Origin of the sequence: Brevundimonas goettingensis (assembly GCF_017487405.1) — a bacterium.
Classification (GTDB): domain Bacteria; phylum Pseudomonadota; class Alphaproteobacteria; order Caulobacterales; family Caulobacteraceae; genus Brevundimonas; species Brevundimonas goettingensis.
Map to the genome: position 1 here is coordinate 741,520 of NZ_CP062222.1, position 21,997 is coordinate 763,516.

Below are 21,997 nucleotides of genomic sequence, written 5' to 3' on the forward strand. Positions count from 1 at the left end.
TCCGATCCCAATGGCCCAATGGCCGTCTTCGGCGTCCCTTGAGAGGGCGAACGAGGATTATCATGACCGCGAAACAGGATCTGGTGCCGGCCGTCAGCTGGAACGGGGTGGAAGCCATTCTCATGGGAATGGCCAATACGCCGGACAAACGTTTGATGGTCGGGCATCTGGTGGAGGGCACGCGCAAGCAGGCGCCCTTCCTGACGCCCGAAGGGGTGATGGCCGAGCTCTTCTATCTGGCGACGGCCTTGCTCGATCAGGACTTCAATCCGTCCTTCACGGAAACGAACTCCTCGGACGCATCCTCGTCGTCTTCGGCGTAGCCGCCGCGGCGGCGCTGATCCTTCTCAGCCTCGCAGGGGCGGAAAGCTTCGCCTTCCTTCTTCAGAAGTTCCGCTACGGCGGCTGAAGGCCCCGGCCCATCTCCGGAAGTCCCAATGAAACGCGCTGCAAAGGCCGCGAGCATCGCCGCTCGCCTGCACATGGCCCTGACCCAGGCCGAGACCGGTCAGGATCAGTCCATCGCCCGTCTGGGCCGTCTGGCCGAGACCCTGACCCGGTCGCGCCGCGAGGCCGGCCTGTCGCCGACCGTCGGCCAGCCGGTGTTTGACGCCCTGTCCCGGGCCATGGCCGCCCAGATCGAGTCCCAGCGCGCCATGGTCGATCTGCATCAGGCCCTGGCCGAGGTGCAGGACCGCACCGCCTTCCGGGGCATCAAGCTGGGCGGACTGGACAAGGACGACATCCCCGGGCCGCGCGGCCTGAGGATGTTCCCTCGGCTATCGCTGGTTGAGGAAACCGCCTGATCGGAGGTAGGACACGGCGGGGGGAATCGCCGTGTCGCCGATCTATCTGTTCACGCTCGTCGTCTTCGCCGTGGTCGGCCTGGCCGCGCTGCTGCGTGGGGAACGGTGGGAGCGGACTGCCGTCGCCGTCTTGGCCGCGGCCTGGATCGGCTCGGCCCTGACGCCCTTCAACAAGGTCGACCCGCCGTGGATGGCCATCGGCCTCGACGTCGCGGTCTTTCTCTTCCTGCTCTACGCCGCCCTGTATTCGCGGCGCGGCTGGACCAGCGCGGCGGCGGGCTTCCAGTTCCTGATCCTGTGCACCCACTTCGTCTTCGCGCGCGACCGGACCCTGGAACAGTGGGCCTATATCTCGGCCTACTATGTCTGGAACCTGGGGGTCTTCGCGGCCCTGGCCTGCGGCGTCGTCTGGCGAGGGGGCAAGGCGGCGCGACCCTGAACTCCGGACCCGCGGCGACGTTGGTGGGAGGTGTGTTCAGGAGCGCCCATGACCGACTACACCCTCTACTACTGGTCCGCGCCATTTCGGGGCCAGTTTGTTCGCGCCGTCCTGGCCTGGGCCGGCAAGACATGGGCGGAAGCGGGCGACGAGCAGATCGGCAGGTTGATGGAGGGCCCGGTCAAGGCGATGCCGGTCCCTTTCATGGGGCCGCCGGTTCTCGTCGATGAGCAGAGCGGTTTCGCCGTCTCCCAGATGCCGGCCATTCTGCTCTACCTCGGCGAAAGCCTCGCTCTTCTGCCGGAAGATCCGGCCGGGCGCGCCCTGGCGCTGAAGGTCGTGTGCGACGCCAACGACGTCATCGACGAGCTCACCCGCGACGGCGGCAAATCGATGTGGACCCCCGATCGCTGGACGGAGTTCGAGCCGCGCCTGACGAAGTGGATGTCGTTCTGGGAGGAGATCGGCCGTCGCCATGGCCTGAAGGCCGAGTCCGGTCTCCTTCTGGGCGGGGATGCGCCGGGCCTGGCCGACATCGTGACCGCGACCCTGTGGACCACGATCGCCGATCGCTTTCCGCAGATCGGAGAGATTCTGAAAAAGAGCGCGCCCCGGACGGCGGCCCTGGCCGAGCGGGTTTCGGGCCTTCCGCCGTTGGTCGCGGTCGCGGAACAGGCGCGCCGGGACTATGGCGACACCTGGAGCGGAGGCCAGATCGAGGCGTCGCTGAGGAAGGTGCTGAAGGCCTGACTTCTTGGTCTCGCGCAGTGACGTGGGGCGGGTTGAGGCGCGGCTCCGGGGCGGTTCTGGGGCGGTTTGGGCGATGGGTGGAACCCCCACGGCGGGGGGCGGTTGAAGCGGACCAGACCGGAGTGATCCCATGGCCGACGCGTCCAACCCCACGCCCCGTTATCCGACCCCGCCGTTCCCGGACCAGAAACAGCCCTGGCCCGGCCTGGCCTCGAAGATGGAGCCGCGGCCGGACCACGGCGAAACCAGCTACCGGGGCTCGGGCCGTCTCGCGGGCAAGCGCGCCCTGATCACCGGCGGCGACAGCGGCATCGGACGCGCCGCGGCCATCGCCTTCGCGCGCGAAGGCGCCGATGTCGTCATCAACCATCTGCCCGAGGAAGAGCCAGACGCGCGCGAGGTCATCGACCTGATCACCGCCGAGGGTCGCAAGGGCGTGTCGATCCCGGGCGACCTGCGCGACGAGGCCTTCTGTCGCCGGCTGGTCTCCGAAGCGGCCGGGGCGCTCGGCGGGCTCGACATCCTGGTCAACAACGCCGCGCGCCAGCAGACGCGGCCCTCCATCGCCGACATCAGCGCCGAGGATTTCGACGCGACCTTCAAGACCAATGTCTATGCGCCCTTCTGGCTGTCGAAAGCCGCGCTGGAAATCATGGGGGAGGGGGCGGTGATCGTGAACACCGCTTCCGAACAGGCGGGCGACCCGTCCGAGGACATCATGGACTACGCCATGACCCGGGCGGCGGTGCTCAACTTCACCAAGGGGCTGGCGACCCAGTTGGCGCCGCGGGGCATCCGGGTGAATGCCGTGGCCCCCGGGCCGTTCTGGACACCGCTGCAGGTCAGCGGCGGCGCCACGCCGGAGAAGCTCAGGAATTTCGGCGCGTCGAGCCCCTTCGGACGGCCCGGCCAGCCCGCAGAGATCGCCGGCCTTTATGTCGCCGCCGCCGATCCGACGCTCAGCTATTCGACAGGCCAGATCTTCGCGGCCACGGGCGGCAATCGCCAGCCGGCCTGACGTCGGAGGGGCGGGCGTCGGAGGGGCACCTTGAGATCGGATACTTCTGCGAGGGAAGGCGTCCGGGCGGGACGCTGAAGGCCCGAGATGGCTCCGCAGGTAGGATTCGAACCTACGACCAGCCGATTAACAGTCGGCTGCTCTACCACTGAGCTACTGCGGAACATCTGCTCGGGAGGCGGGCGTATAGCAGTGGCTTCGCGCGTCTTGCAACGGCTAATGTGGGGCCATGCGCATCATTTCCATCGACGCCGCGGACGATCCCCGGATCGCCGCCTATCGCGACATCAGGGAGCGCGATCTGACGGGGCGGGAAGGGCTGTTCATCGCCGAAGGGGAGGTGGTGCTCAGGAATCTGGTCTCGTCCGCGGGCCTATGCCGGCCACGCTCGATGCTGATCGCCGATAAGCGAATCGCGGCCCTGGAGCCCATTATCGCCGCCGCGCCCGCCGACATGCCGGTCTATTCGGTCGGCCAGGCGGTGCTCGATTCGGTCGCGGGCTTTCCCCTGCACCGGGGCATACTGGCGCTCGGGGAGAAGCCCGAGCCGGAGGAGGCGTCCGCCGTGCTGGACCGGCTGGGCGAGGACGCGGTGGTGGTCGCGGCCGAGGGGATCGGCAATCACGACAATATCGGCGGGATCTTCCGCAATGCCGCCGCCTTCGGGGCCGGGGCCGTGCTGCTGGACGACCGCTGCGGCGATCCCTTCTATCGCAAGTCGATCCGGGTCTCGGTCGGGGCGGTGCTGCGCGTGCCTTGCCCGCGTCCCTTGCCGCTGGCGGACCTGGTCGAGACCCTGAAGGCGGCGCGGTTCGAGGTCATCGCCCTAACCCCCTCGGCGACCGAGCCGCTGGCGGCGCTGCGACCCGGCGGACGGCGGGCCCTGCTGCTGGGGTCGGAGGGGCCGGGTCTGCCGCAGGGGATCATCGACCGATGCCGCCCGGTCGGGATCGCCATGGCCGGGGACTTCGATTCCCTGAACGTGGCCGCGACCTCGGCCATCGCCCTGCATCAGCTGACACGCGCCTCGGGACTGCGAACCGATGGCGAATTCTCCCCGCGCGGGATCGGGGGCGAAGCAATTGCGCCGATCCGGTGACAATCGCGCGAAATCAGGGCGTTAACGCTTTGTTGACCTTGCCGAACCGCGCTTTCCGTGTCGCCATGCGCGCGGGGAGATTGTCATGGGCAGCATTCTGGATTTCGTCACCCGCAACGGCCGCATCGCGACGGCTCTGGGCGTGGTGGTCTTCGCGGTCAGCACCGCCGGCGCCATCGGCTGGATGACGGCGCCGGTCTAGTCGTTTCAGGGCGTTAGAGGTCGACACGACGGCCCTCGGGGGGCAGGGTTCGCCCGTCCCCGACCTGTCGCGAGTTCGCCCCATGCCCCTCCGTAAATCGACCGCCGTTTCCGGCCTCGCCCTGCTGCTGGCGGCCGCCGCCTCCATGGCGAGCGCGCAAGACGCCCAACACATCGACCCGGCGCGGCTGAACGCCCATATCGCGGCCCTCGCCGACGACGCCATGGGCGGGCGCGGCCCGACGACGCCCGGCGAAGAGGCTGCGGTGAACTATGTCGCCGACCAGTTCAAGGCGATGGGGCTGGAGCCCGCGGGCGACAACGGGACCTGGTTCCAGACCGTGCCGATCAACCGCTTCCTGCAGGACGGCCCGGCGATCCTCTCGGCGAACGCGGGCGGCGAGGCCCTGACCTTCAACCGTGGGACCGACGTCATCGTCGGCAGCCACCGCCCGGTCTCGCGGATCAGCCTGACGGACGTACCGGTGGTCTTCGTCGGCTATGGGGTCACGGCGCCCGAGCGCGGCTGGGACGACTTCAAGGGCGTCGATGTGCGCGGCAAGATCGTGCTGATGCTGGTCAACGACCCGGACTTCGAGGTCGCCGCCGACAGCCCCTTGGCGGGCAAGTTCGACGGCAAGGGCATGACCTACTACGGCCGCTGGGTCTACAAGTTCGAGGAGGCGGCGCGGCGCGGGGCGGCGGGCGTCCTGGTCATCCATGAGACCGCCGGCGCGGGCTATCCCTGGACCACCCTGCAGAACTCCTCCACCGCCGCCGGCTTCGACATCGTGCGCGACAATGTCGAGGCCGAGCGGGTCCAGGCCCAGGGCTGGATCCAGCAGCCGATCGCCGCGAAGCTGATGGCCGCCGCCGGTCTCGACTATGCGACGCTGAAGGCCCAGGCCCAGACGGCGGACTTCCATCCGGTCGCCCTGAACGGGGTGACGATGTCGATGGACTTCGGCCTCAAGTACGAGCGGCTGACGACCCGCAACGTCGCCGGCAAGCTGACCGGCACGACCCGACCCAACGAGACGGTGATGTTCGGCGCCCACTGGGACGCCTACGGTCACGCCACGCCCAACGCCCAGGGCGACGACATCTATAACGGCGCGGTGGACAACGCCTCGGGCGTCGCTGGCGTGCTGGAGCTGGCCCGGCTGTTCGCCGCCGCCCCGCGCACCGAACGCTCCCAGATCTTCGTCTCCTGGGCGGCCGAGGAGGCGGGTCTGCTGGGGGCCTACTACTATGCCGCCCACCCGCTGGTCCCGCTGGAGACCACGGTCGCCAACATCAATATGGACTCGCTGCTGCCCGGCGGGCCGTCGCCCGAGATCGTGGTCATCGGCTATGGCAAGACCGATCTGCAGGACCGGCTGGCGCGGGACGCGGCGAAGGAGGGGCGGACCCTGATCGCCGATCCGGCGCCGCAAGTCGGGGCCTTCTACCGCTCGGACCACTTCCCCCTGGCCAAGATGGGGGTGCCGGCCCTGTTCGCCGCGGCGGGCTTTACCGGCGCGTCCGAGGCCAGCCGCATCTATGTCCGCGACCGCTATCACCAGCCGACCGACGCCTGGGAGCCGGGCTGGGACATGACCGGGGCCGCCGCCGACGTCCAGCTGCTCTATGAGGTCGGCCGCGATCTGGCGATCGGGACCGACTGGCCGAAATGGACGCCGGGCAATGAGTTCGAGGGCGTCCGCGAAGCCAGCGCGGCGTCTCGGAAATAGCGCGCACGAAAACGGCCCGGAGCGAACTCCGGGCCGTTTGACTGTCTGACGCCGTTCAGGCGCTTACTTGCGGCGGCCGTCCAGGCTCCAGGCGCCCGCACCGGCGCAGGCCAGGTACAGGAAGATGAAACAGAACAGGATGGCCGCGTCGCCGCCGTTCACGGCCGGATACGGGCTCGAGGGGAAGTGGAACATCCAGTAGGCGACGGCCATCTCGCCGGCCAGGACGAAGGCGACCGGGCGGGTGAACAGGCCCAGGATCAGCAGGGCGCCGCCGACCAGTTCCAGAACGGCGCCGACGCCGAACAGGCTGGCCAGTTCGACCTGACCAGGCTGGGCGCCTTCCGGGAAGCCGAACAGCTTGACCACGCCGTGGGCGAGGAACAGCAGGCCCGCGACGATGCGGAGGGCGGCGAGGGCGCGCGGCGCCCAGGGTGCGGTGTTGAAGGAAGCCATTGTCTTTCTTTCTCTGAAGAGAGGCCCGGCGGCCGGAGATCGCCGGGTCTTATTGAAACAGTGTTAGTTCCAGTTATCAGGCGGCGTCAACCAGGACAATCTCAGCATCCTTGAGCGCTGTCACGGTCAAGGTGTCCTCGTCGGTGATCGCCACCCCGTCACGGGCGTTCAGCTTGACGCCATTGACCTCGACCTCGCCGATGGCGGGGACGAGATAGCCGCGGCGGGCGGCGCCCAGCGGATAGGTCGCCGTCTCGCCCGCCTTCAGCGTGGCGCCCACGACCCGGGCGTCGCTGCGGATCGGCAGGGCATCCGTGTCATCCTCGAAGCCCGAGGCCAGGACCACGAACTGACCGGCGCGGTCGCCCTTCGGGAAGGGTTTCGCGCCCCAGGCGGGCTTTTCTCCACGACGGGTCGGCTCGATCCAGATCTGGAAGATCCGGGTCAGCTCCGGCTCGGCGTTGTATTCGGCGTGGCGGATGCCGGTGCCCGCGCTCATGACCTGAACGTCGCCGGCGACCGTGCGGCCCTTGTTGCCCAGGCTGTCCTCATGGGTGATGGCCCCGTCGCGGACATAGGTGATGATCTCCATGTCGGCGTGCGGGTGGGGCGGGAAGCCCGAGCCGGCGGCGATCTCGTCGTCGTTCCAGACCCGCAGGCTGCCCCAGCTCATCCGCTTGGGGTCGTAGTAGTTGGCGAAGGAGAAGTGGTGCTTGGCGTTCAGCCAACCGTGGTTGGCGCCGCCCAGGGATTCAAAAGGTCTGCGCTCGATCATCGTCTCGTCTCCGCGGTCCGGCGGGGGCGGGGACATCCCCGCCGCGCGCGCCGCCGCTCTGGCTTGAGGGCAAGATAGCGATCCGCTAACGATCAGAAATAGAAACAACTGAAACACATCGTTTCCGCCAGAAGCCCGATCGTCATGTCGAAACTGCCCGATCTCGAAGCTCTCGCCATCTTCGCCAAGGTCGCCGAGACCCAGTCCTTCTCGGGCGCGGCCGAGGCGCTGAACCTGTCCAAGGCGACGGTGTCCAAGGCCGTCAGCCGGCTGGAGGTGCGTCTGGGCACGACCCTGCTGCACCGGACCTCGCGTCGCTTCGCCCTGACCGAACAGGGCAGGGGGCTGGCCGCCCGCGCCGCCCAGATGGTCGCCGAGGGCGAGGCCGCCGAGGCCCAGGCGCTGGACCAGTCGATGAACCCGCGCGGTCTGGTGCGGCTGGCCGCGCCGATGTCGTTCGGCATCTCCTATGTGGCGCCGGCCCTGCCGGAGTTCCTGGCCCGCCACCCCGACGTCTCCATCGACCTGCATCTGTCGGACGAGGTGGTCGATCTGGTCGGCGGCGGCTTCGACTGCGCCCTGCGCATCGCGGCCCTGCCGGACTCGTCCCTGACGGCGCGCAAGCTCCGCACCATCAAGCGCCATCTGGTCGCCTCGCCCGAATATATCGCGCAGCGCGGCCGACCCCAGGATCCCGAGGAACTCTCGCGCCACTCGTGCTTCGGCTATGCCTATCTGCCGACGCCCAACACCTGGAAATTCCGCCACAAAACCGACGGACGCGAGGTGATGGTCCGGCCGCACGGCCCCTTGCGCGCCAACAACGCCGACGCTCTTACCGCCTCGCTCCTGGCCGGGCTGGGCATCGCCGAACAGCCCGACTTCTTCCACTGGGACGACATCGCGAATGGGAGGCTTGAGATCCTGCTGCCCGACTGGGAGCTGCCGCGCATCGACCTGCATCTGGTGGCGCCCGGCGGCGGGCCGAGGCCGGCGCGGGTCACGGCCCTGATGGACTATCTGGCCGGCCGTTTCGCGGGACCGCTCTGGCCCGGCGACACGGGCGGCAAACGCCCCGGCTAGAGATCGCACCAGATTACAGATCGGTCACTTTCCCCGCCGCCCGCGCGGGCCTAGGTCTGGAGCCAGACCTGTCCGGAAAGTGAAATCGCATGAAGTTCCGTCTGTTGGCCGCCGCGTCCGCCGCCGCCCTGCTGGCCGCCGCCCCCGCCTTCGCCGAAGGCGCGCCCGCGGCGCCTCCGGCAGCCGCTACCGCCGGGATCGAGGTGCCGCCGCTGGGCTTCACCAAACGCACCCTGGCCAACGGCCTGGACGTCTATACGGCGCGCGATACCTCGACGTCGAACGTCACGGTCCAGGTCTGGTACCGCGTGGGGTCGAAGGACGATCCGCAGCAGCGCTCGGGCTTCGCCCACCTGTTCGAACACCTGATGTTCAAGGCCACCAAGGACTTCCCGGACGAGACCTTCGACCGCCTGACCGAGGATGTGGGCGGCAACAACAACGCCTTCACCTCCGATGACGTCACCGCCTATCACGAGACCATCCCGGCCAATCACCTGCAGCGGCTGATCTTCGCCGAGGCCACCCGCCTGGGCTCGCTGGTCGTCAATGAGGATGTGTTCAAGTCCGAGCGCGACGTCGTCAAGGAAGAGTACCGCCAGAGCGTCCTCTCGAGCCCCTATGGCCGCCTGTTCGGCCTGTTCGCCCCGGCGACCATCTATCAGGACAGCCCCTATCGCCGCTCGACCATCGGCTCGATCGAGGATCTGGACGCCGCGACCATCGACGATGTGCGCCGCTTCCACGCCACCTACTACCGTCCGGACAACGCCATCCTGATCGTGGCGGGCAATTTCGATGAGGCCCAGCTGAACGGCTGGATCGACCAGTATTTCGGTCCCCTGACCAATCCGGACCGCCCCCTGCCGGTCAATGACGTCAAGGAGCGCGAACCGACCGGCCCGCGCGAGGCCACCTTCTACGCCCCCAATGTGCCCCTGCCGGCGGTGGTCGTGGCTTATCCGACCGTGGCCTACAGGGACGAGGACCGCATCCCCCTGACCGTGCTGGACGGCATCCTGTCGACCGGCGAGAGCTCCAGGCTCTACCGCTCGCTGGTCTATGATCAGCAGATCGCCGCCCAGATCGGCTCCAGCCCGGATTCCTCGCAGCAGGCCGGCAATCTGCAGGTCTATGCCATCATGGCCGGCGGCCATACGCCGGAGGAGGGGATCGCCGCCCTGAACGCCGAGGTCGCGAAATTCCGCGACGCCCCGGTCACCGCCGCCGAACTGACCGAGGCCAAGAACGAACTGGTCGCCGACGCCCTGAGGAACCGCGAAACGGTCGACGACCGCGCCAACGTCCTCGGCTTCGCCCTGATCAACACCAATGACGCCTCGGTGGCGGACAAGGAGATCGCGGCGATCCAGGCCGTGACCGCCGCCGACATCCAGCGCGTCGCCCGCCGCTATCTGACGCCCGAGCGCAGCATCACCCTCCGCTACCTCAATGCCGACGATCAGCATCCGGTGACGCAGCAGAACACCCAGGTCACCGCCCCGGTCCAGATCGCCGATCTGGCCCCGGCCGGTGAGGCCCTGACCCTGCTGCCCGAGGCCGAGCGCGCGAAACTGCCCGAGCCGACCGCCGCCGTCTCGCCCACGACCCCCGCGGTCGCCGAGGCGCGTCTGGACAACGGCATGCGCATTCTGGTGGTCAACAAACCGGGCCTGCCGCTGGTCTCGGCTCGTCTGAGCTTCGACGCCGGTTCGGCCGATGACGGCGCCGGCAAGTCGGGCGTCGCGGCCATGACCGCCAACCTCCTGACCCAGGGCACCACCACCCGCGACGCGCCCCAGATCGCTACCCAGATCGAACAGCTGGGCGCCTCGATCGGCGCCGGCGCCGGGGCCGATTTCACCAGCGTCTACGCCAACGCCCCGGCCGACGTCTTCCCGCAGGCCGTGGCCCTGATGGCCGATCTGGTCCGCAACCCGACCTTCGCCGAGGAGGAGCTGGACCGGCAGCGGACCCAGACCCTCGATGGTCTCAAGGTGTCGCTGGCCTCGCCGGGTCAGGTCGCCTCCATGGTTTCGGGCCGGGTAGTCTATGGCGACGCACCCTATGGCGCGCCGGGCGTCGGCACGGTCACGACCGTTCCGGCCCTGACCCGCGCCGACGTCGTCGCCTTCCACGCCGCCCGCTACCAGCCGTCGGACGCCACCCTGGTGTTCAGCGGCGACATCACCCCGGAAGCGGCGCGGGCCCTGGCCCAGTCGGCCTTCGGCGACTGGCGCGCCGCATCGACCGCCTCGGCCGTCAATGCGGCGGCCGCTCCGGCCGGTCAGACCCTTTCCCCGCGCGTGGTGGTCATCGACCAGCCCGGCGCCGGTCAGGCGGCGGTGGTCGCGGCCCTGCGCGGCGTGCCCCGCGTCAACGCCGACTACTTCCCCCTGACGCTCGGCAACACCCTGCTGGGCGGCAGCTTCACCTCGCGCCTCAATCAGGAAATCCGCATCAAGCGCGGCCTCAGCTACGGCACCCGCTCGTCGCTGGGCCTGCGCGAGGGCCCCGGCCTGTTCACCGCCTCGGCCCAGACCAAGAACGAGACGGCCGTCGAGGTGTCGGATCTGATTCTGGCCGAGATCGAGCGTCTGGCTGCGACCCAGCCGACCGAAAGCGAACTGACCACCCGCCGCGCCATCCTGACCGGCGCCTTCGGCTCCCAGCTGGAGACGGTGGACGGTCTGGGCTCGCTGGTGGCCAATCTGGCTCTCTACGACCTGCCGATGAGCGATCTGGCCGCCTATACCGGCAATGTCGACGCCGTGGACGGTCCCTCGGTCCAGGCCGCCTTCGCCCGCGCCCTGCCGGTCTCGAACGCCAGCCTGGTCATCGTCGGCGACGCTTCAAAGTTCATCGACGCCCTGCGCGCCAAACACCCGAACGTCGAGGTCATCCCGGTCTCCAGCCTGAATCTGGATACGAGCGCTCTGAAGTAGGAAAGAGAAAGGGGGAGGGCTTGCGCCGCTCCCCCTTATTTGAAGCGGGAAACCTATGTCGTCGCCTGTCCCAAATGACCCAGACGCCAGGCTCAGACTGCGCGTCAAACCGATGCCGGGTTCTGGAGCGATGGCGAAGTGGGGGAGTGTTGTCGGCGGATTGGCGGCCTGTATCTGCCTTCTCGCTTTTGCAGCGGGCTTTGTTCCCGGCGTGGAATTTGACGGCAATCCGTTCGCGTTTCTGATCGGAGCCTTGGTGTTTGGCGGCGCGGCCGTAGTGTTCCACCTCGCCGGAAAACTCGTCCGCCGTTTGCGCTGATCGCTTCCGGCGCTCTGAAGTAAGAAAGAGAAAGGGGGGAGGGCTTGCGCCTCTCCCCCCTCATTCCCGCGATGGAGGCCTGACCCGGAATCGAACCGGGGTGCAAGGATTTGCAGTCCTCTGCGTAACCACTCCGCCATCAGGCCGTCGGGAGCCCCTCGAAAAGGGGCCCCGTCGTCATCGGGAGGCGTTCGCTATCAGATCGGATTGTCCGCTGCAACGCACGGACCTATAAGCACGCCAGTTTTTCCTCTCTGAACGCACAAGGATTCGCCGCCGATGGATTACGCCGCCGCGCGCAAGGTCATGGTGGACTCGCAAGTCCGGGTGAACGACGTCACCGATCGCAGCCTGCAGGCCGCGCTGAACAGCGTGCCGCGCGAGCGTTTCTGCGCCCCGGATCGGACCTTCGCCGCCTATGCCGAGGTCGAGACCGAGATCACCCCGACCCGCAAGCTGATGATGGCCCGCGACGTGGCCAAGCTGCTGCAGGCGACCGACGCCCGCGCGGGCGAGACGGCCCTGGCCATCGCCGGCCCCTATGCCGCGGCCCTGCTGGCCCATCTGGGCCTGACGGTCACGGCCCAGGAAGCCGATGCGGCGGTGTTCGAGATCACGGGCGAGGCCCTGGCCGAGGCCGGCGTCACCACCGTCGTGGCGCCCGTCACCGAGCCCTCGGGCGGCGAATACGACATCATCGTCTCGGAAATGGCCGCTCCGGTTCGCCCGGAAGCCTGGATCAAGGCGCTCAAGGTCGGCGGCCGTCTGGTCGTCGTCGAACGCCCCGGCCCGGCCGGCAAGGCGGTCCTCTATGTCCGTGGCCGCGAGGGTCTGTCGCGCCGCGAACTGTTCGATTCCAACCCCCAGGTTATGGCGGAAATGTCGCCCCCGATGATTTTCGCACTGTAGTGTCCATTTTTCCGCCGGGCGGGGGTGGCGGGCGCGTGAAAAAAACTTAACTGGCGTGGCGTAGGCGGAATGCGCTCTACGCGTGAATAGAAGTGTCCAGGGACGCGCTCCTCCGCGAGCCCTATCGGGAATTAGACATGCTGAAACGTTCGTCCGTCATCGCGGTCGCCCTCGCCTCTGTGTCCTGGCTGGCCGTGTCCGCCGGATCCGCCTCCGCCGAGACGCTGCAGGAAGCGCTGGCCCTGGCCTACCAGACCAACCCGACCCTGCTGGCGCAGCGCGCCAACCAGCGGGCCCTGGACGAGAGCATTCCGCAGGCCCGCGCCTCCTACCGCCCGACCGTCGAGGTCGGCATCGGCGCCAGCTACACCCGCACCGACGTCAAGGGCACGCCCGTCACCGACGTCGACAACGCCAGCCTCGAAGTCAGCCTGTCGCAGACCGTCTACAGCGGCGGCCGCATCGGTCACGCCGTCAGCGCCGCCGAGGCCAACGTCCTGGCTGGCCGCGAGAACCTGCGGTCGGTCGAGCAACAGGTCCTGGCCTCGGTCATCGAGGCCTATGTCGGCGTCCAGCGCGACATGCAGATCCTGCAGATCCGTCAGGATAATCTGGCCGTCCTGCGCCGCCAGCTCGACGAATCCAACGCCCGCTTCGAAGTGGGCGAGATCACCCGCACCGACGTCGCCCAGTCCGAGTCGCGTCTGGCCTCCTCGGAAGCCGACCTGGCCAACGCCCAGGCCCAGCTGTCGGTGTCGCGCGCCGCCTATGCCGCCGTCGTCGGCCAGGCCCCGACCAATCTGGTGACCCCGCCCGAGCTGCCGGGCGTCCCGACCGACTTCGAACAGGCGCTGGACGTCGGTCTGGTCGAGAACCCGTCCATCGTCGCCGCCGACTACACCCTGCAGGCCGCCGAGGCGCGCGTCGCCGCCGCCCGTTCGGCCTATCTGCCCCAGGCCGGCCTGACCGCCTCCTACGGCGGCTCCGGCGACCTCAGCGACTTCGATCTGGCCGACCGCTCCAGCCTGACCGTCGGCGCCCAGATCTCGGTGCCCCTGTTCACCGGCGGCCTGAACGCCTCGCGCGTCGCCCAGGCCCTCGAGACCGCCAACGCCGCCAAGATCGCCATCGACGGCGAGCGTCGCGGCGTGCTGCAGGACGTCTCCTCCGCCTATGCCCGGGTCGTCTCGACCAAGGCCACCGTCACCGCCGGCAATGAAGCCGTCCGAGCCGCCACCGTCGCCGCCGAGGGCGTGCGTCAGGAGGCCCAGGTCGGTCTGCGCACCACCCTGGACGTCCTGAACCAGGAGCTGGAGCTGCGCTCGGCCCAGGTCCAGCTGGTCAGCGCCGTGGCAAGCGCCTACATCGCCCAGTCCTCGCTGCTGGCCGCCATGGGCCGCCTCGAAGGCCCGAACCTGGTGCCGTCGCTGGAAGCCTATGACGCCGCCGCCAACACCGACGCGGTGCGCGGTCGCGGCGCCCTGCCGTGGGACGGCGTTCTGGAGACGATCGACCGCATCGCCGCCCCGCCGGTCACCCCGACCCCGCAGGGCGTCCAGGCTCCCATCGACACCCAGCTTCAGTCCGACATCGTCAAGACCGCGCCGCAATCGTGACCGGAGGCGGCGAGGCCGCCTGCGTTTACCGTGCAGGTGCAAAACGCCCGTTGATTCCAACGGGCGTTGATGCGACGACAGGAGCGTGGGGCAGGGCGATCTGATCGCCTGAGGTCCTGCGCCGTCCATCCACGCCGTCAAGTGCGCTTTCAAGTGCCGCCGAGGTTTACGAATGTCCGACCCGACCGCCCAGGAACCGACGATGGAAGAGATTCTGGCGTCCATTCGCCGGATCATCTCCGAAGACGACGCTCCGGCCGAGACGGCGGCGGCTGCCGCGCCCGAGCCCGCCCCGGCCCCCGAGCCCGAGCCCTTCCCGAGCGCCGCCCTGATGGACGAGACGCCGTCGGTGCAGGAGCCCGAGGCCGTCGAGGAAGACATCCTCGAACTGACCGACACCTATGAGGCCCCGGCCGTCGAGAGCATCGGCGATCTGGACGTCTCCTCGCCCGAGCCCGAGGCCCCGACCGCCTGGACCGCCCCGGCGCCCACGCCCGACTACGACAGCCTGGTCGGCGAAAGCGCTGCCGCCAGCGCCGCCTCGGCCTTCGCCGGCCTGCACGCCAGTCTGAAGCCGGGCGCCGCCGCTCCGGCCCCGAGCGGAGACCTCACCTTCCTCAGCGGCTCGACCGTCGAGGGCATGGTCGCCGAGATGCTGAAGCCCATGCTCAAGGGCTGGCTCGACGCCAACCTGCCGGGCATTGTCGAACGCGCGGTCAAGGCCGAGGTAGAGCGAATCTCCCGCACCGCCGGCTAGCCCTTCGCGCATCCCGCGACTAGATCACAGGGGCGGCTCCGGCAGGGGCCGCCCTTTCGCCTTTTGGATTACCAATGCTCGACAAGACCTTCGACCCCAAGGCCTCCGAACCCCGCCTCTATGCCCAGTGGGAACAGTCCGGCGCCTTCGCCCCCACCGAGGGGGCCGCCGAAGCCTATTCGATCGTCATCCCGCCGCCGAACGTGACGGGGTCGCTGCACATCGGCCATGCGCTGAACAATACGCTGCAGGACATCCTGACTCGCTATCACCGGATGAAGGGCAAGGCCGCCCTGTGGCTGCCCGGCACCGACCACGCCGGCATCGCCACCCAGATGGTCGTCGAGCGCCAGCTCGCCGCCGCCGGCAATGTCGGCCGCCGCGACATGGGCCGCGACGCCTTCGTCGAAAAGGTCTGGGAATGGAAGGCCGAGAGCGGCGGGGCCATCGTCCAGCAGCTGCGCCGCCTCGGCGCCTCCTGCGACTGGTCGCGCGAACGCTTCACCCTGGACGAGGGGCTGAACGCCGCCGTCCGCAAGGTCTTCGTCCAGCTGCACAAGGACGGCCTGATCTATCGCGACAAGCGGCTGGTCAACTGGGACCCGCAGTTCCAGACCGCCATCTCGGACCTCGAGGTCGAGCAGCGCGAGGTCGACGGCGCCTACTGGCATTTCGCCTATCCGCTCGCTGACGGCGTGACCTTCGAATACCCGGTCGCCTTCGACGAGGACGGCAAGGCGACCGAATACGAAACGCGCGACTATATCGTCGTCGCCACGACCCGGCCCGAGACCATGCTGGGCGACACCGGCGTCGCGGTTCACCCGACCGACGAACGCTATGCCGCGATCGTTGGCAAGTCGGTCATCCTGCCGATCACCGGCCGCCGCATCCCCATCGTCGCCGATGAGTATGCCGACCCGACCAAGGGCTCGGGCGCGGTCAAGATCACCCCGGCCCACGACTTCAACGATTTCCAGGTCGGCAAGCGCGCGGGCCTGCCGTCGCTCAACATCCTCGACGCCTTCGCCCGCATCACCGACGTCGACACGCCCGACGTCCCGGCCGAATACGCCGGTCAGGACCGCTTCGCCGCGCGCAAGGCCATCGTCGCCCGCGCCGAGGAAGAGGGCTGGCTGAAGGAGATCGAGAAGACGAAGCACATGGTCCCGCACGGCGACCGTTCGGGCGTGGTCATCGAGCCCTGGCTGACGGACCAGTGGTACGTCGACGCCCACACGCTCGCGCAACCCGCCATCAAGGCCGTCGAGACCGGCGCCACCGTCTTCGAGCCCGCCAGCTACTCCAAGATCTATTTCGAATGGCTGCGCAACATCGAGCCCTGGTGCATCTCGCGCCAGCTCTGGTGGGGGCACCGCATCCCGGCCTGGTATGACGCCGACGGCCAGATCTATGTCGCCGAGACCGAGGCCGAGGCGCGCGAACTGGCGGGCAACAAGCCCATCACCCAGGACGAGGACGTTCTCGACACCTGGTTCTCCTCGGCCCTGTGGCCCTTCTCGACCATGGGGTGGCCGGAGAAGACGGCGGATCTGGAGAAATTCTACCCGACCTCGGACCTGGTCACGGCCGCCGACATCATCTTCTTCTGGGTCGCCCGGATGATGATGATGGGCCTGCATTTCATGGACGAGGTCCCGTTCAAACGCGTCATCATCAACGGCCTCGTTCGCGACGAGAAGGGGCAGAAGATGTCGAAGTCCAAGGGGAACGTCATCGACCCCCTGGTCATCATCGACGAACTCGGCGCCGACCCGCTGCGCTTCACCATGGCCATTCTGTCGGGCACGCGCGACATCAAGTTGTCCAAGGAGCGCATTGAAGGCTATCGCAATTTCGGCACCAAGCTGTGGAACGCCGCCCGCTTCAGCCAGATGAACGAGGCCGTCCGTGTCGAGGGCTTCGACCCCGCGACCGTGACCCAGACCATCAACCGCTGGATCCGGGGCGAGCTGACCAAGGCCGAGCGTCAGGTCTCCGAGGCCATCGAGGGCGGCCGGTTCGACGACGCCGCCTCGGCCCTGTACCGCTTCGTCTGGAACGTCTTCTGCGACTGGTACGTCGAACTTTCCAAGCCCGTCCTGCAAGGCTCGGATGAGGCGGCGAAGGCCGAGACCCGCGCCATGACCGCCTGGACCCTCGACCAGACCCTGAAGCTGCTCCACCCCGTCATGCCCTTCATCACCGAAGAGCTGTGGGACGAACTCGGCAAGGAAGGCCCCGTCCGCGACGAACCGATGCTGATCGGCTCGCAATGGCCGGTCCTGCCCGACGCCTTCGTTGACGCCGAGGCCGAAGCCGAGATCGGCTGGCTGGTCGATCTGGTCACCGAGGTGCGTCAGCTGCGCGCCGAGATGAACGTCCCGCCGGGCGCCAAGCCGCCGCTGGCCTTCGTCGCCCCCGACGGCGTGACCGCGGGCCGGATTGCGCTACACCAGCCGTTGATCCTGACGCTCGCCCGGGTGTCCGAGGTCGCGACGGCCGAGGCCGCTCCGGCGGGCGCCGTCAGCTTCGTCATCGGCGGCGTCACAGCGGCGCTCTCGCTGGCCGGGACCATCGACGTGGCCGCCGAGCAGGCGCGTCTGGAAAAGGCCATCAAGACCGCGGTCTCCGACGTCGAACACATCAACAAGAAGCTCGGCAACCCCAACTTCGTCGCCAAGGCGGCCCCCGCCGTCATCGACGAACAGCGCGCCAAACTGGCCGAGGCCGAGGAAGCCCACGCCAAACTGGTCGCCGCCCTCGACCGCATCGGCGCGATGGGCTGAGGGTCTTGGCCGGAGACCGGATGCCCGTCGGCGTCCGGTCTCCGGGACTCAGTGCGCTTCGCCCGCCTGATCCACCGCCATCGGCAGGTCGATGAAGGTGGCGTTGGCCCCGGCGTGATAGACCCGCTGGGTCGCGCGGCGATAATCCTCGGGCTTGGCGAACATGATGTTCGGCACGAAGGTCTGGGGGTTTCGATCGTAGAGCGGGAACCAGCTGGACTGGACCTGCACCATGATCCGGTGACCCGGCAGGAAGGTGTGGCTGGCCGCGGGCAGGGCCCATTTGTACTCCAGCGGCCGGTTGGGCGCGATCGCCTTCGGATCGCTGAGGCTCTCGCGGTAGCGGCCACGGAAGATGTCCATCGACACCGCGAGCTGATAGCCGCCCATCTCGGGCTGCAGCCAGTACTCCGACGGATAGACGTCGATCAGCTTGACCACCCAGTCGGAGTCCGTGCCGCTCGTCGCCGCGAACAGATGCACCTGCGGATTGCCCGAGATGCGCACCGGCTCGGTCAGGGGCTCCGAGACATAGGTCACCACATCGGCGCGGTCGCTGTAGGGCCGCTGGTCCGTCGCCAGCCAGGTCCGCCAGGCGTCGCCGCGCACCGGCCGCTGGATATAGGGCACCGGATGGGCCGGGTCGGAGATGTATTCGTCAAAGGCCTGAGTGCTCTCCGCCGGGGCGTTGAAGCCCAGCCCGTTGCCGGCCTGCAGGTAGAGGCGTCGCGACGGCACGTCGGTCGGCCAGGACTGCAGATGCCGCCATTCGTTGCGGCCCGACTCGAACAGGGTCACGGGGGCGATGTCCGCCGGGGCGCCATGGGTCTTCAGATGGGCGTCGAGGAAGGGCAGCAGGATATGGCGCTGGAAGTAGAAGGCGGTGGCGCTGTCGAACTGGACCTGGCCGATGCTGGAGCCGCTGTCGCGATAGGCGCCGCCGTGCATCCAAGGGCCGGCGACCAGGAAGTTCATGTCGTTGCCGACGTCCTTGGGCTCGACGGCGCGATAGGCGGCCATCGTCCCGTAGATATCCTCCTGATCCCACAGGCCGTTGACCCAAAGGGTCGGCACCTTCAGCGGCTGGGCGGCCAGGATCTTGTCCACGGCCTGGGCCTGCCACCAGGCGTCGTACGACGGGTGCCGCAGCAGCTGGTTCCAGAAGCCGGTCTGCTGGACGCCCTTGGCCTCGCCCAGCCGGGCCGCCGAGCCCGCCGCCAGGGCGCACTCATAGTCGTCGAAACAGGCGGCGGGCCAGGCCGGACCGCCCGAGCGCGCGCCCTCCTGCCCCAGGGCGTAGTCGATGGCTCCGAGCCAGCGGAAGGCGCCGTTGTGGAACCAGTCGTCGCCCATCCAGCCGTCGACCATGGCCATCATCGGCACGGCGGCCTTGAGCGCCGGGTGCGGGTTGATCAGGCTCTGGGTGACCGTGAAGCCGTCGTAGGAGTTGCCCATGGTCCCGACCCGGCCGTTGGACTCGGGCACATTCTTGGACAGCCAGTCGATGGTGTCATAGGCGTCGGTCGCATGGTCGACGCCGGTCGCGTTCAGCGGCCCGACGACCGGCCGGTTCATGACGTAGTCGCCCTCGGAGCCGTATTTCCCGCGTACGTCCTGGGCGACGAGGATATAGCCGTTCTGGAGCAGGGTCCCATACCCCTGACGCACCAGCATCTCGGCATGGGTGCTGCCCGTGCCGTTGGTCAGGCGGTTGGCGTTGTAGGGGGTGCGATCCAGGATCATCGGCGCATCGGTCAGCCCCTTGGGGATGATGATGACGGTGTGCAGCTTCACTCCGTCGCGCATCGGGATCATCACCTCGCGCCGGACATAGTTGTCGGCGGGGACGCCCGGCTGGAAGGCGGTCGGGATCTCGCTTTTCGAGGCGGTCAGGGCGTCTTCCTGCGCGGGCGGGACCGTTTGCGCCACGGCGGCGGAGGCGAAGGTCGCGGCCAGGGCGGCGAGGATGACGGACAGGCGGCTGCGGGACATGGCGGACGGTCTCCTCGGGGGCTGGACGCCGGACAAGACCACGCACCGCCGCAATGGACAAGCTGTCGCACCCTCGCCGGCACGCCCTCGAATGCGCACTGGGATTTCGGATCAGCATAGGGAAATCCGGCCACGGCTGAACTACTGCCCATCGACTTCCTTCGACCCGCCGCGCCCGCGCCCGTGCTAGGATGTATCCCCGGCGGATTCCGTCCGCGGCCTCAGCCCGAAGTGGCGGTGTTTGGCGGTGTGGCGGTGTTTTTCAGGCCTCGAACCCGGCCACTCCCGAGCCCGGTTTGGCAGTTTCTGGCAGTCTGTCAGTGTGTTTTTCGTCGGACTCGTCCGGCCTGGAGTTGAGACGATGATGAGAGACCGACTGGACCAATTGCTCGTCGATCGCGGCCTGTCCGAGAGCCGGTCGCGGGCGCGGGCGGCGATCGAAGCGGGCGGAGTCACCGTCAACGGCCAGCCTGCCAGGTCCGCTTCCCAGAAGGTCGATCGTGACGTCGAGATCACCGCCGTGGATGCCCACCGTTTCGTCGGGCGCGGCGCGCTCAAGCTGGATCACGCCCTGACCCTGTGGCCCGTCACGGTGGAGGGCAGGGTGGCGCTGGACGTCGGCGCCTCGACCGGCGGCTTCACCGAGGTCTGTCTGGAGCGGGGCGCGGTAAAGGTCTTCGCCGTCGATGTCGGCTCGGGTCAGATGCATGAGCGGATCGCCAACGACCCACGCGTGGTCAATCTGGAGAAGACCGACGCCCGCACCCTCGACACGGACCTGATCCCCGAAGCGCCGCAACTGGTCGTCTGCGACGCCAGCTTCATCGGCCTGGCCAAGGTCCTCCCCGCCGCCCTCGATCTGGCCGCGCCCGGCGCCGACCTGATCGCCCTCGTCAAACCCCAGTTCGAAGGCACGGGGCCGTCCAGCGCCGGCAAGAAGGGCGTCGTCAAGGACCCCGAGGCCCACGCCGCCGCCGTCACGGGCGTCAGCGACTGGCTGGAAGGCATAGGCTGGACGGTTCGCGAAACCACCAAAAGCCCCATCACCGGCGGTGACGGCAACGTCGAGTTCCTGCTCTGGGCGAAGAAGGAACGGTAGGGGGAAGGCGCTCACCCCCCCTACCGCTCATCCCGGCGAATGCCGGGATCCAGATTCAAGTCGAGCGTCCGGAGTTTCGCGCGGCCCGGACTCTGCGGCGGCCAAAGTGTCTGGATCTGGATCCCGGCATTCGCCGGGATGAGCGGGGAGGGGCAACGTCGCTCAAGCAGCGAGCGACCGCGTCGCGAGCGTTAGCGACCCTCAAACATGAGAAACCCCCGGTGGATCGCTCCACCGGGGGCTCCCGTCACGTCGTCGACCGACAGGGGGGCTGAAACTAATCGACGCCGCGATCTCTGTTCGGCTTAGCGCGGGCGCCAGCCGTATTGGGGGTCGTACCAGTACAGGCCGTCGGCGCTGTACTGGACCCGGCCGCTGTAGGCGTCGCGACGGTCATAGCTGTCCCGGCGGTCCCGACGGGCGTCCTGACGGCCGTCCGTATAGCCCTGGTTGTAGGAGCCATAGCTGCTGGACGGGCCCGAGTAAGACGGGGCGGTGGAGTAGGGGCCATAGCCGTTCTCGTCGTAATAGACCGACGACGACTGCGAGTAGCTGCGGTTGTCATAACCGCGCTGGTCGTAGCCCTGGTAGACGGGCTGGCCATAGCCCGAGCTATACGCCGGCTGGCCATAGCCTTGGTTTTCGTAGCAGCGGTCGCTCGAGCCGCGGCCGACGCTGCCGCCGATGACGGCGCCCAGGACGCCGCCGAGGATCGAGCCCTCGGTCCGGCGGCCACGGGCGGCCAGCTGGGAGCCGACGACCGCGCCCGCGCCCGCGCCGATCACGGCGCCGGCTCCGGTGCGGCCCTGACGCTCCCGGTCGCACGGGTCGTAGTAGCGTTGCTGGCCGTAGTCGTACTGCGGCTGACCGTAGGTGGCGCCGCCATAGCCCTGGACGTACGTCTGGGCGCTGGCCGCGGCGGGCAGAGAGGCGGCGGCGGTCGCGACGGCTACGGCGGCCAGAACGGGTTTTGAGAAGGAGGCGAACATCGTGAATCCCTGGTCCCTGTTGCAGAAGTGGCCGCTGAACGGATCAGCACCGCGTCTGTTGCATCAAGGTTTACGACTCCGAAGCTGAACGGCCTTTGAGCGCGCCGTTCATCTTCGTTCATGTTTTGGGGGCGCTATCGCTCGCCGCGCGGCGGCTCGCTGCTTGAGCGCCAAGGGCATGGTTTGGCTCCGTGCTTGAGCGCGGACTGTATTGGAGGCTAG

General features: G+C 68.4%; 19 protein-coding genes and 2 tRNA genes. 15 read left to right on the forward strand and 6 right to left on the reverse strand.

The window, feature by feature from the left end; all coding sequences use genetic code 11:
• Nucleotides 1-62: 62 nt before the first annotated feature.
• The 5 genes from IFJ75_RS19650 (at nucleotide 63) to IFJ75_RS03715 (ending at nucleotide 3,013) form a co-directional block, all read left to right on the forward strand.
• Entirely contained in the window at nucleotides 63-323 is a 261-nt protein-coding gene (locus IFJ75_RS19650) for a hypothetical protein (protein WP_225897134.1), read from the forward strand.
• 114 nt (nucleotides 324-437) lie between these two features.
• On the forward strand, nucleotides 438-806 hold the full coding sequence (locus IFJ75_RS03700; RefSeq protein ID WP_207871366.1) for a hypothetical protein: 369 nt from the start codon (nucleotides 438-440) through the stop codon (nucleotides 804-806).
• Nucleotides 807-837: 31 nt separating this feature from the next.
• On the forward strand, nucleotides 838-1,245 hold the full coding sequence (locus tag IFJ75_RS03705; RefSeq protein ID WP_207871368.1) for a hypothetical protein: 408 nt from the start codon (nucleotides 838-840) through the stop codon (nucleotides 1,243-1,245).
• Nucleotides 1,246-1,293: 48 nt separating this feature from the next.
• A complete protein-coding gene (locus tag IFJ75_RS03710) occupies nucleotides 1,294-1,995 on the forward strand; it encodes a glutathione S-transferase (RefSeq protein WP_207871370.1) in 702 nt (233 codons plus the stop codon).
• Between the two features lie 130 nt (nucleotides 1,996-2,125).
• On the forward strand, nucleotides 2,126-3,013 hold the full coding sequence (locus IFJ75_RS03715) for an SDR family oxidoreductase (protein WP_207871372.1): 888 nt from the start codon (nucleotides 2,126-2,128) through the stop codon (nucleotides 3,011-3,013).
• 88 nt (nucleotides 3,014-3,101) lie between these two features.
• Here the strand turns inward: IFJ75_RS03715 and IFJ75_RS03720 are convergent.
• A tRNA-Asn gene (locus IFJ75_RS03720) sits at nucleotides 3,102-3,176 on the reverse strand.
• 66 nt (nucleotides 3,177-3,242) lie between these two features.
• Here IFJ75_RS03720 and IFJ75_RS03725 point away from each other — a divergent pair.
• Both IFJ75_RS03725 and IFJ75_RS03730 read left to right on the forward strand, forming a co-directional pair.
• Nucleotides 3,243-4,112, forward strand: a complete 870-nt coding sequence (locus IFJ75_RS03725) for a TrmH family RNA methyltransferase (protein ID WP_207871374.1) — start codon at nucleotides 3,243-3,245, stop codon at nucleotides 4,110-4,112.
• 284 nt (nucleotides 4,113-4,396) lie between these two features.
• Nucleotides 4,397-6,046: a M28 family metallopeptidase gene (locus IFJ75_RS03730; RefSeq protein ID WP_207871376.1), complete on the forward strand. Its 1,650-nt coding sequence runs from the start codon at nucleotides 4,397-4,399 to the stop codon at nucleotides 6,044-6,046.
• A 63-nt stretch (nucleotides 6,047-6,109) separates the two neighbouring features.
• On the opposite strand, the gene IFJ75_RS03735 is transcribed toward IFJ75_RS03730, so the two are convergent.
• Nucleotides 6,110-6,502, reverse strand: a complete 393-nt coding sequence (locus IFJ75_RS03735; protein ID WP_207871378.1) for a DoxX family protein — start codon at nucleotides 6,500-6,502, stop codon at nucleotides 6,110-6,112.
• A gap of 76 nt (nucleotides 6,503-6,578) precedes the next feature.
• The gene (locus IFJ75_RS03740; protein ID WP_207871380.1) at nucleotides 6,579-7,277 is read right to left on the reverse strand and encodes a pirin family protein; all 699 of its coding nucleotides are present in this window, start codon (nucleotides 7,275-7,277) and stop codon (nucleotides 6,579-6,581) included.
• Between the two features lie 144 nt (nucleotides 7,278-7,421).
• Here IFJ75_RS03740 and IFJ75_RS03745 point away from each other — a divergent pair, with 144 nt between their 5' ends.
• The 3 genes from IFJ75_RS03745 (at nucleotide 7,422) to IFJ75_RS03755 (ending at nucleotide 11,624) form a co-directional block, all read left to right on the forward strand.
• Entirely contained in the window at nucleotides 7,422-8,360 is a 939-nt protein-coding gene (locus tag IFJ75_RS03745; RefSeq protein WP_207871382.1) for a LysR family transcriptional regulator, read from the forward strand.
• A gap of 89 nt (nucleotides 8,361-8,449) precedes the next feature.
• Nucleotides 8,450-11,305: a M16 family metallopeptidase gene (locus IFJ75_RS03750; protein ID WP_207871383.1), complete on the forward strand. Its 2,856-nt coding sequence runs from the start codon at nucleotides 8,450-8,452 to the stop codon at nucleotides 11,303-11,305.
• 130 nt (nucleotides 11,306-11,435) lie between these two features.
• The gene (locus tag IFJ75_RS03755; protein ID WP_207871385.1) at nucleotides 11,436-11,624 is read left to right on the forward strand and encodes a hypothetical protein; all 189 of its coding nucleotides are present in this window, start codon (nucleotides 11,436-11,438) and stop codon (nucleotides 11,622-11,624) included.
• A gap of 72 nt (nucleotides 11,625-11,696) precedes the next feature.
• Here IFJ75_RS03755 and IFJ75_RS03760 read toward each other — a convergent pair.
• Nucleotides 11,697-11,770, reverse strand: a tRNA-Cys gene (locus IFJ75_RS03760).
• A 133-nt stretch (nucleotides 11,771-11,903) separates the two neighbouring features.
• Between IFJ75_RS03760 and IFJ75_RS03765 the strand changes: the two genes are divergently transcribed.
• The 4 genes from IFJ75_RS03765 (at nucleotide 11,904) to IFJ75_RS03780 (ending at nucleotide 17,695) form a co-directional block, all read left to right on the forward strand.
• Nucleotides 11,904-12,533, forward strand: a complete 630-nt coding sequence (locus IFJ75_RS03765; RefSeq protein WP_207871387.1) for a protein-L-isoaspartate O-methyltransferase family protein — start codon at nucleotides 11,904-11,906, stop codon at nucleotides 12,531-12,533.
• Nucleotides 12,534-12,670: 137 nt separating this feature from the next.
• The gene (locus IFJ75_RS03770; protein ID WP_207871389.1) at nucleotides 12,671-14,149 is read left to right on the forward strand and encodes a TolC family outer membrane protein; all 1,479 of its coding nucleotides are present in this window, start codon (nucleotides 12,671-12,673) and stop codon (nucleotides 14,147-14,149) included.
• 172 nt (nucleotides 14,150-14,321) lie between these two features.
• Complete coding sequence (locus tag IFJ75_RS03775; protein ID WP_207871391.1) at nucleotides 14,322-14,906, forward strand: DUF2497 domain-containing protein; 585 nt, start codon at nucleotides 14,322-14,324, stop codon at nucleotides 14,904-14,906.
• A gap of 74 nt (nucleotides 14,907-14,980) precedes the next feature.
• On the forward strand, nucleotides 14,981-17,695 hold the full coding sequence (locus IFJ75_RS03780; protein WP_207871393.1) for a valine--tRNA ligase: 2,715 nt from the start codon (nucleotides 14,981-14,983) through the stop codon (nucleotides 17,693-17,695).
• A 48-nt stretch (nucleotides 17,696-17,743) separates the two neighbouring features.
• Here IFJ75_RS03780 and IFJ75_RS03785 read toward each other — a convergent pair whose 3' ends face one another.
• On the reverse strand, nucleotides 17,744-19,687 hold the full coding sequence (locus IFJ75_RS03785) for a CocE/NonD family hydrolase (RefSeq protein WP_207871395.1): 1,944 nt from the start codon (nucleotides 19,685-19,687) through the stop codon (nucleotides 17,744-17,746).
• A gap of 361 nt (nucleotides 19,688-20,048) precedes the next feature.
• Here IFJ75_RS03785 and IFJ75_RS03790 point away from each other — a divergent pair, with 361 nt between their 5' ends.
• On the forward strand, nucleotides 20,049-20,786 hold the full coding sequence (locus tag IFJ75_RS03790; RefSeq protein ID WP_207871397.1) for a TlyA family RNA methyltransferase: 738 nt from the start codon (nucleotides 20,049-20,051) through the stop codon (nucleotides 20,784-20,786).
• 305 nt (nucleotides 20,787-21,091) lie between these two features.
• Here the strand turns inward: IFJ75_RS03790 and IFJ75_RS03795 are convergent, their stop codons facing one another.
• Entirely contained in the window at nucleotides 21,092-21,775 is a 684-nt protein-coding gene (locus IFJ75_RS03795; protein ID WP_207871399.1) for a glycine zipper 2TM domain-containing protein, read from the reverse strand.
• Nucleotides 21,776-21,997: the final 222 nt, after the last annotated feature.

What these genes read in the sequence shown, in the direction of transcription:
- IFJ75_RS19650 (WP_225897134.1), top strand. Translation starts at nt 63, where the DNA reads ATGACCGCGAAACAGGATCTGGTGCCGGCCGTCAGCTGGAACGGGGTG.
- IFJ75_RS03700 (WP_207871366.1), top strand. Translation starts at nt 438, where the DNA reads ATGAAACGCGCTGCAAAGGCCGCGAGCATCGCCGCTCGCCTGCACATG.
- IFJ75_RS03710 (WP_207871370.1), top strand. Translation starts at nt 1,294, where the DNA reads ATGACCGACTACACCCTCTACTACTGGTCCGCGCCATTTCGGGGCCAG.
- IFJ75_RS03715 (WP_207871372.1), top strand. Translation starts at nt 2,126, where the DNA reads ATGGCCGACGCGTCCAACCCCACGCCCCGTTATCCGACCCCGCCGTTC.
- IFJ75_RS03725 (WP_207871374.1), top strand. Translation starts at nt 3,243, where the DNA reads ATGCGCATCATTTCCATCGACGCCGCGGACGATCCCCGGATCGCCGCC.
- IFJ75_RS03730 (WP_207871376.1), top strand. Translation starts at nt 4,397, where the DNA reads ATGCCCCTCCGTAAATCGACCGCCGTTTCCGGCCTCGCCCTGCTGCTG.
- IFJ75_RS03735 (WP_207871378.1), bottom strand. Translation starts at nt 6,502, where the DNA reads ATGGCTTCCTTCAACACCGCACCCTGGGCGCCGCGCGCCCTCGCCGCC.
- IFJ75_RS03740 (WP_207871380.1), bottom strand. Translation starts at nt 7,277, where the DNA reads ATGATCGAGCGCAGACCTTTTGAATCCCTGGGCGGCGCCAACCACGGT.
- IFJ75_RS03745 (WP_207871382.1), top strand. Translation starts at nt 7,422, where the DNA reads ATGTCGAAACTGCCCGATCTCGAAGCTCTCGCCATCTTCGCCAAGGTC.
- IFJ75_RS03750 (WP_207871383.1), top strand. Translation starts at nt 8,450, where the DNA reads ATGAAGTTCCGTCTGTTGGCCGCCGCGTCCGCCGCCGCCCTGCTGGCC.
- IFJ75_RS03755 (WP_207871385.1), top strand. Translation starts at nt 11,436, where the DNA reads ATGGCGAAGTGGGGGAGTGTTGTCGGCGGATTGGCGGCCTGTATCTGC.
- IFJ75_RS03765 (WP_207871387.1), top strand. Translation starts at nt 11,904, where the DNA reads ATGGATTACGCCGCCGCGCGCAAGGTCATGGTGGACTCGCAAGTCCGG.
- IFJ75_RS03770 (WP_207871389.1), top strand. Translation starts at nt 12,671, where the DNA reads ATGCTGAAACGTTCGTCCGTCATCGCGGTCGCCCTCGCCTCTGTGTCC.
- IFJ75_RS03775 (WP_207871391.1), top strand. Translation starts at nt 14,322, where the DNA reads ATGTCCGACCCGACCGCCCAGGAACCGACGATGGAAGAGATTCTGGCG.
- IFJ75_RS03780 (WP_207871393.1), top strand. Translation starts at nt 14,981, where the DNA reads ATGCTCGACAAGACCTTCGACCCCAAGGCCTCCGAACCCCGCCTCTAT.
- IFJ75_RS03785 (WP_207871395.1), bottom strand. Translation starts at nt 19,687, where the DNA reads ATGTCCCGCAGCCGCCTGTCCGTCATCCTCGCCGCCCTGGCCGCGACC.
- IFJ75_RS03790 (WP_207871397.1), top strand. Translation starts at nt 20,049, where the DNA reads ATGATGAGAGACCGACTGGACCAATTGCTCGTCGATCGCGGCCTGTCC.
- IFJ75_RS03795 (WP_207871399.1), bottom strand. Translation starts at nt 21,775, where the DNA reads ATGTTCGCCTCCTTCTCAAAACCCGTTCTGGCCGCCGTAGCCGTCGCG.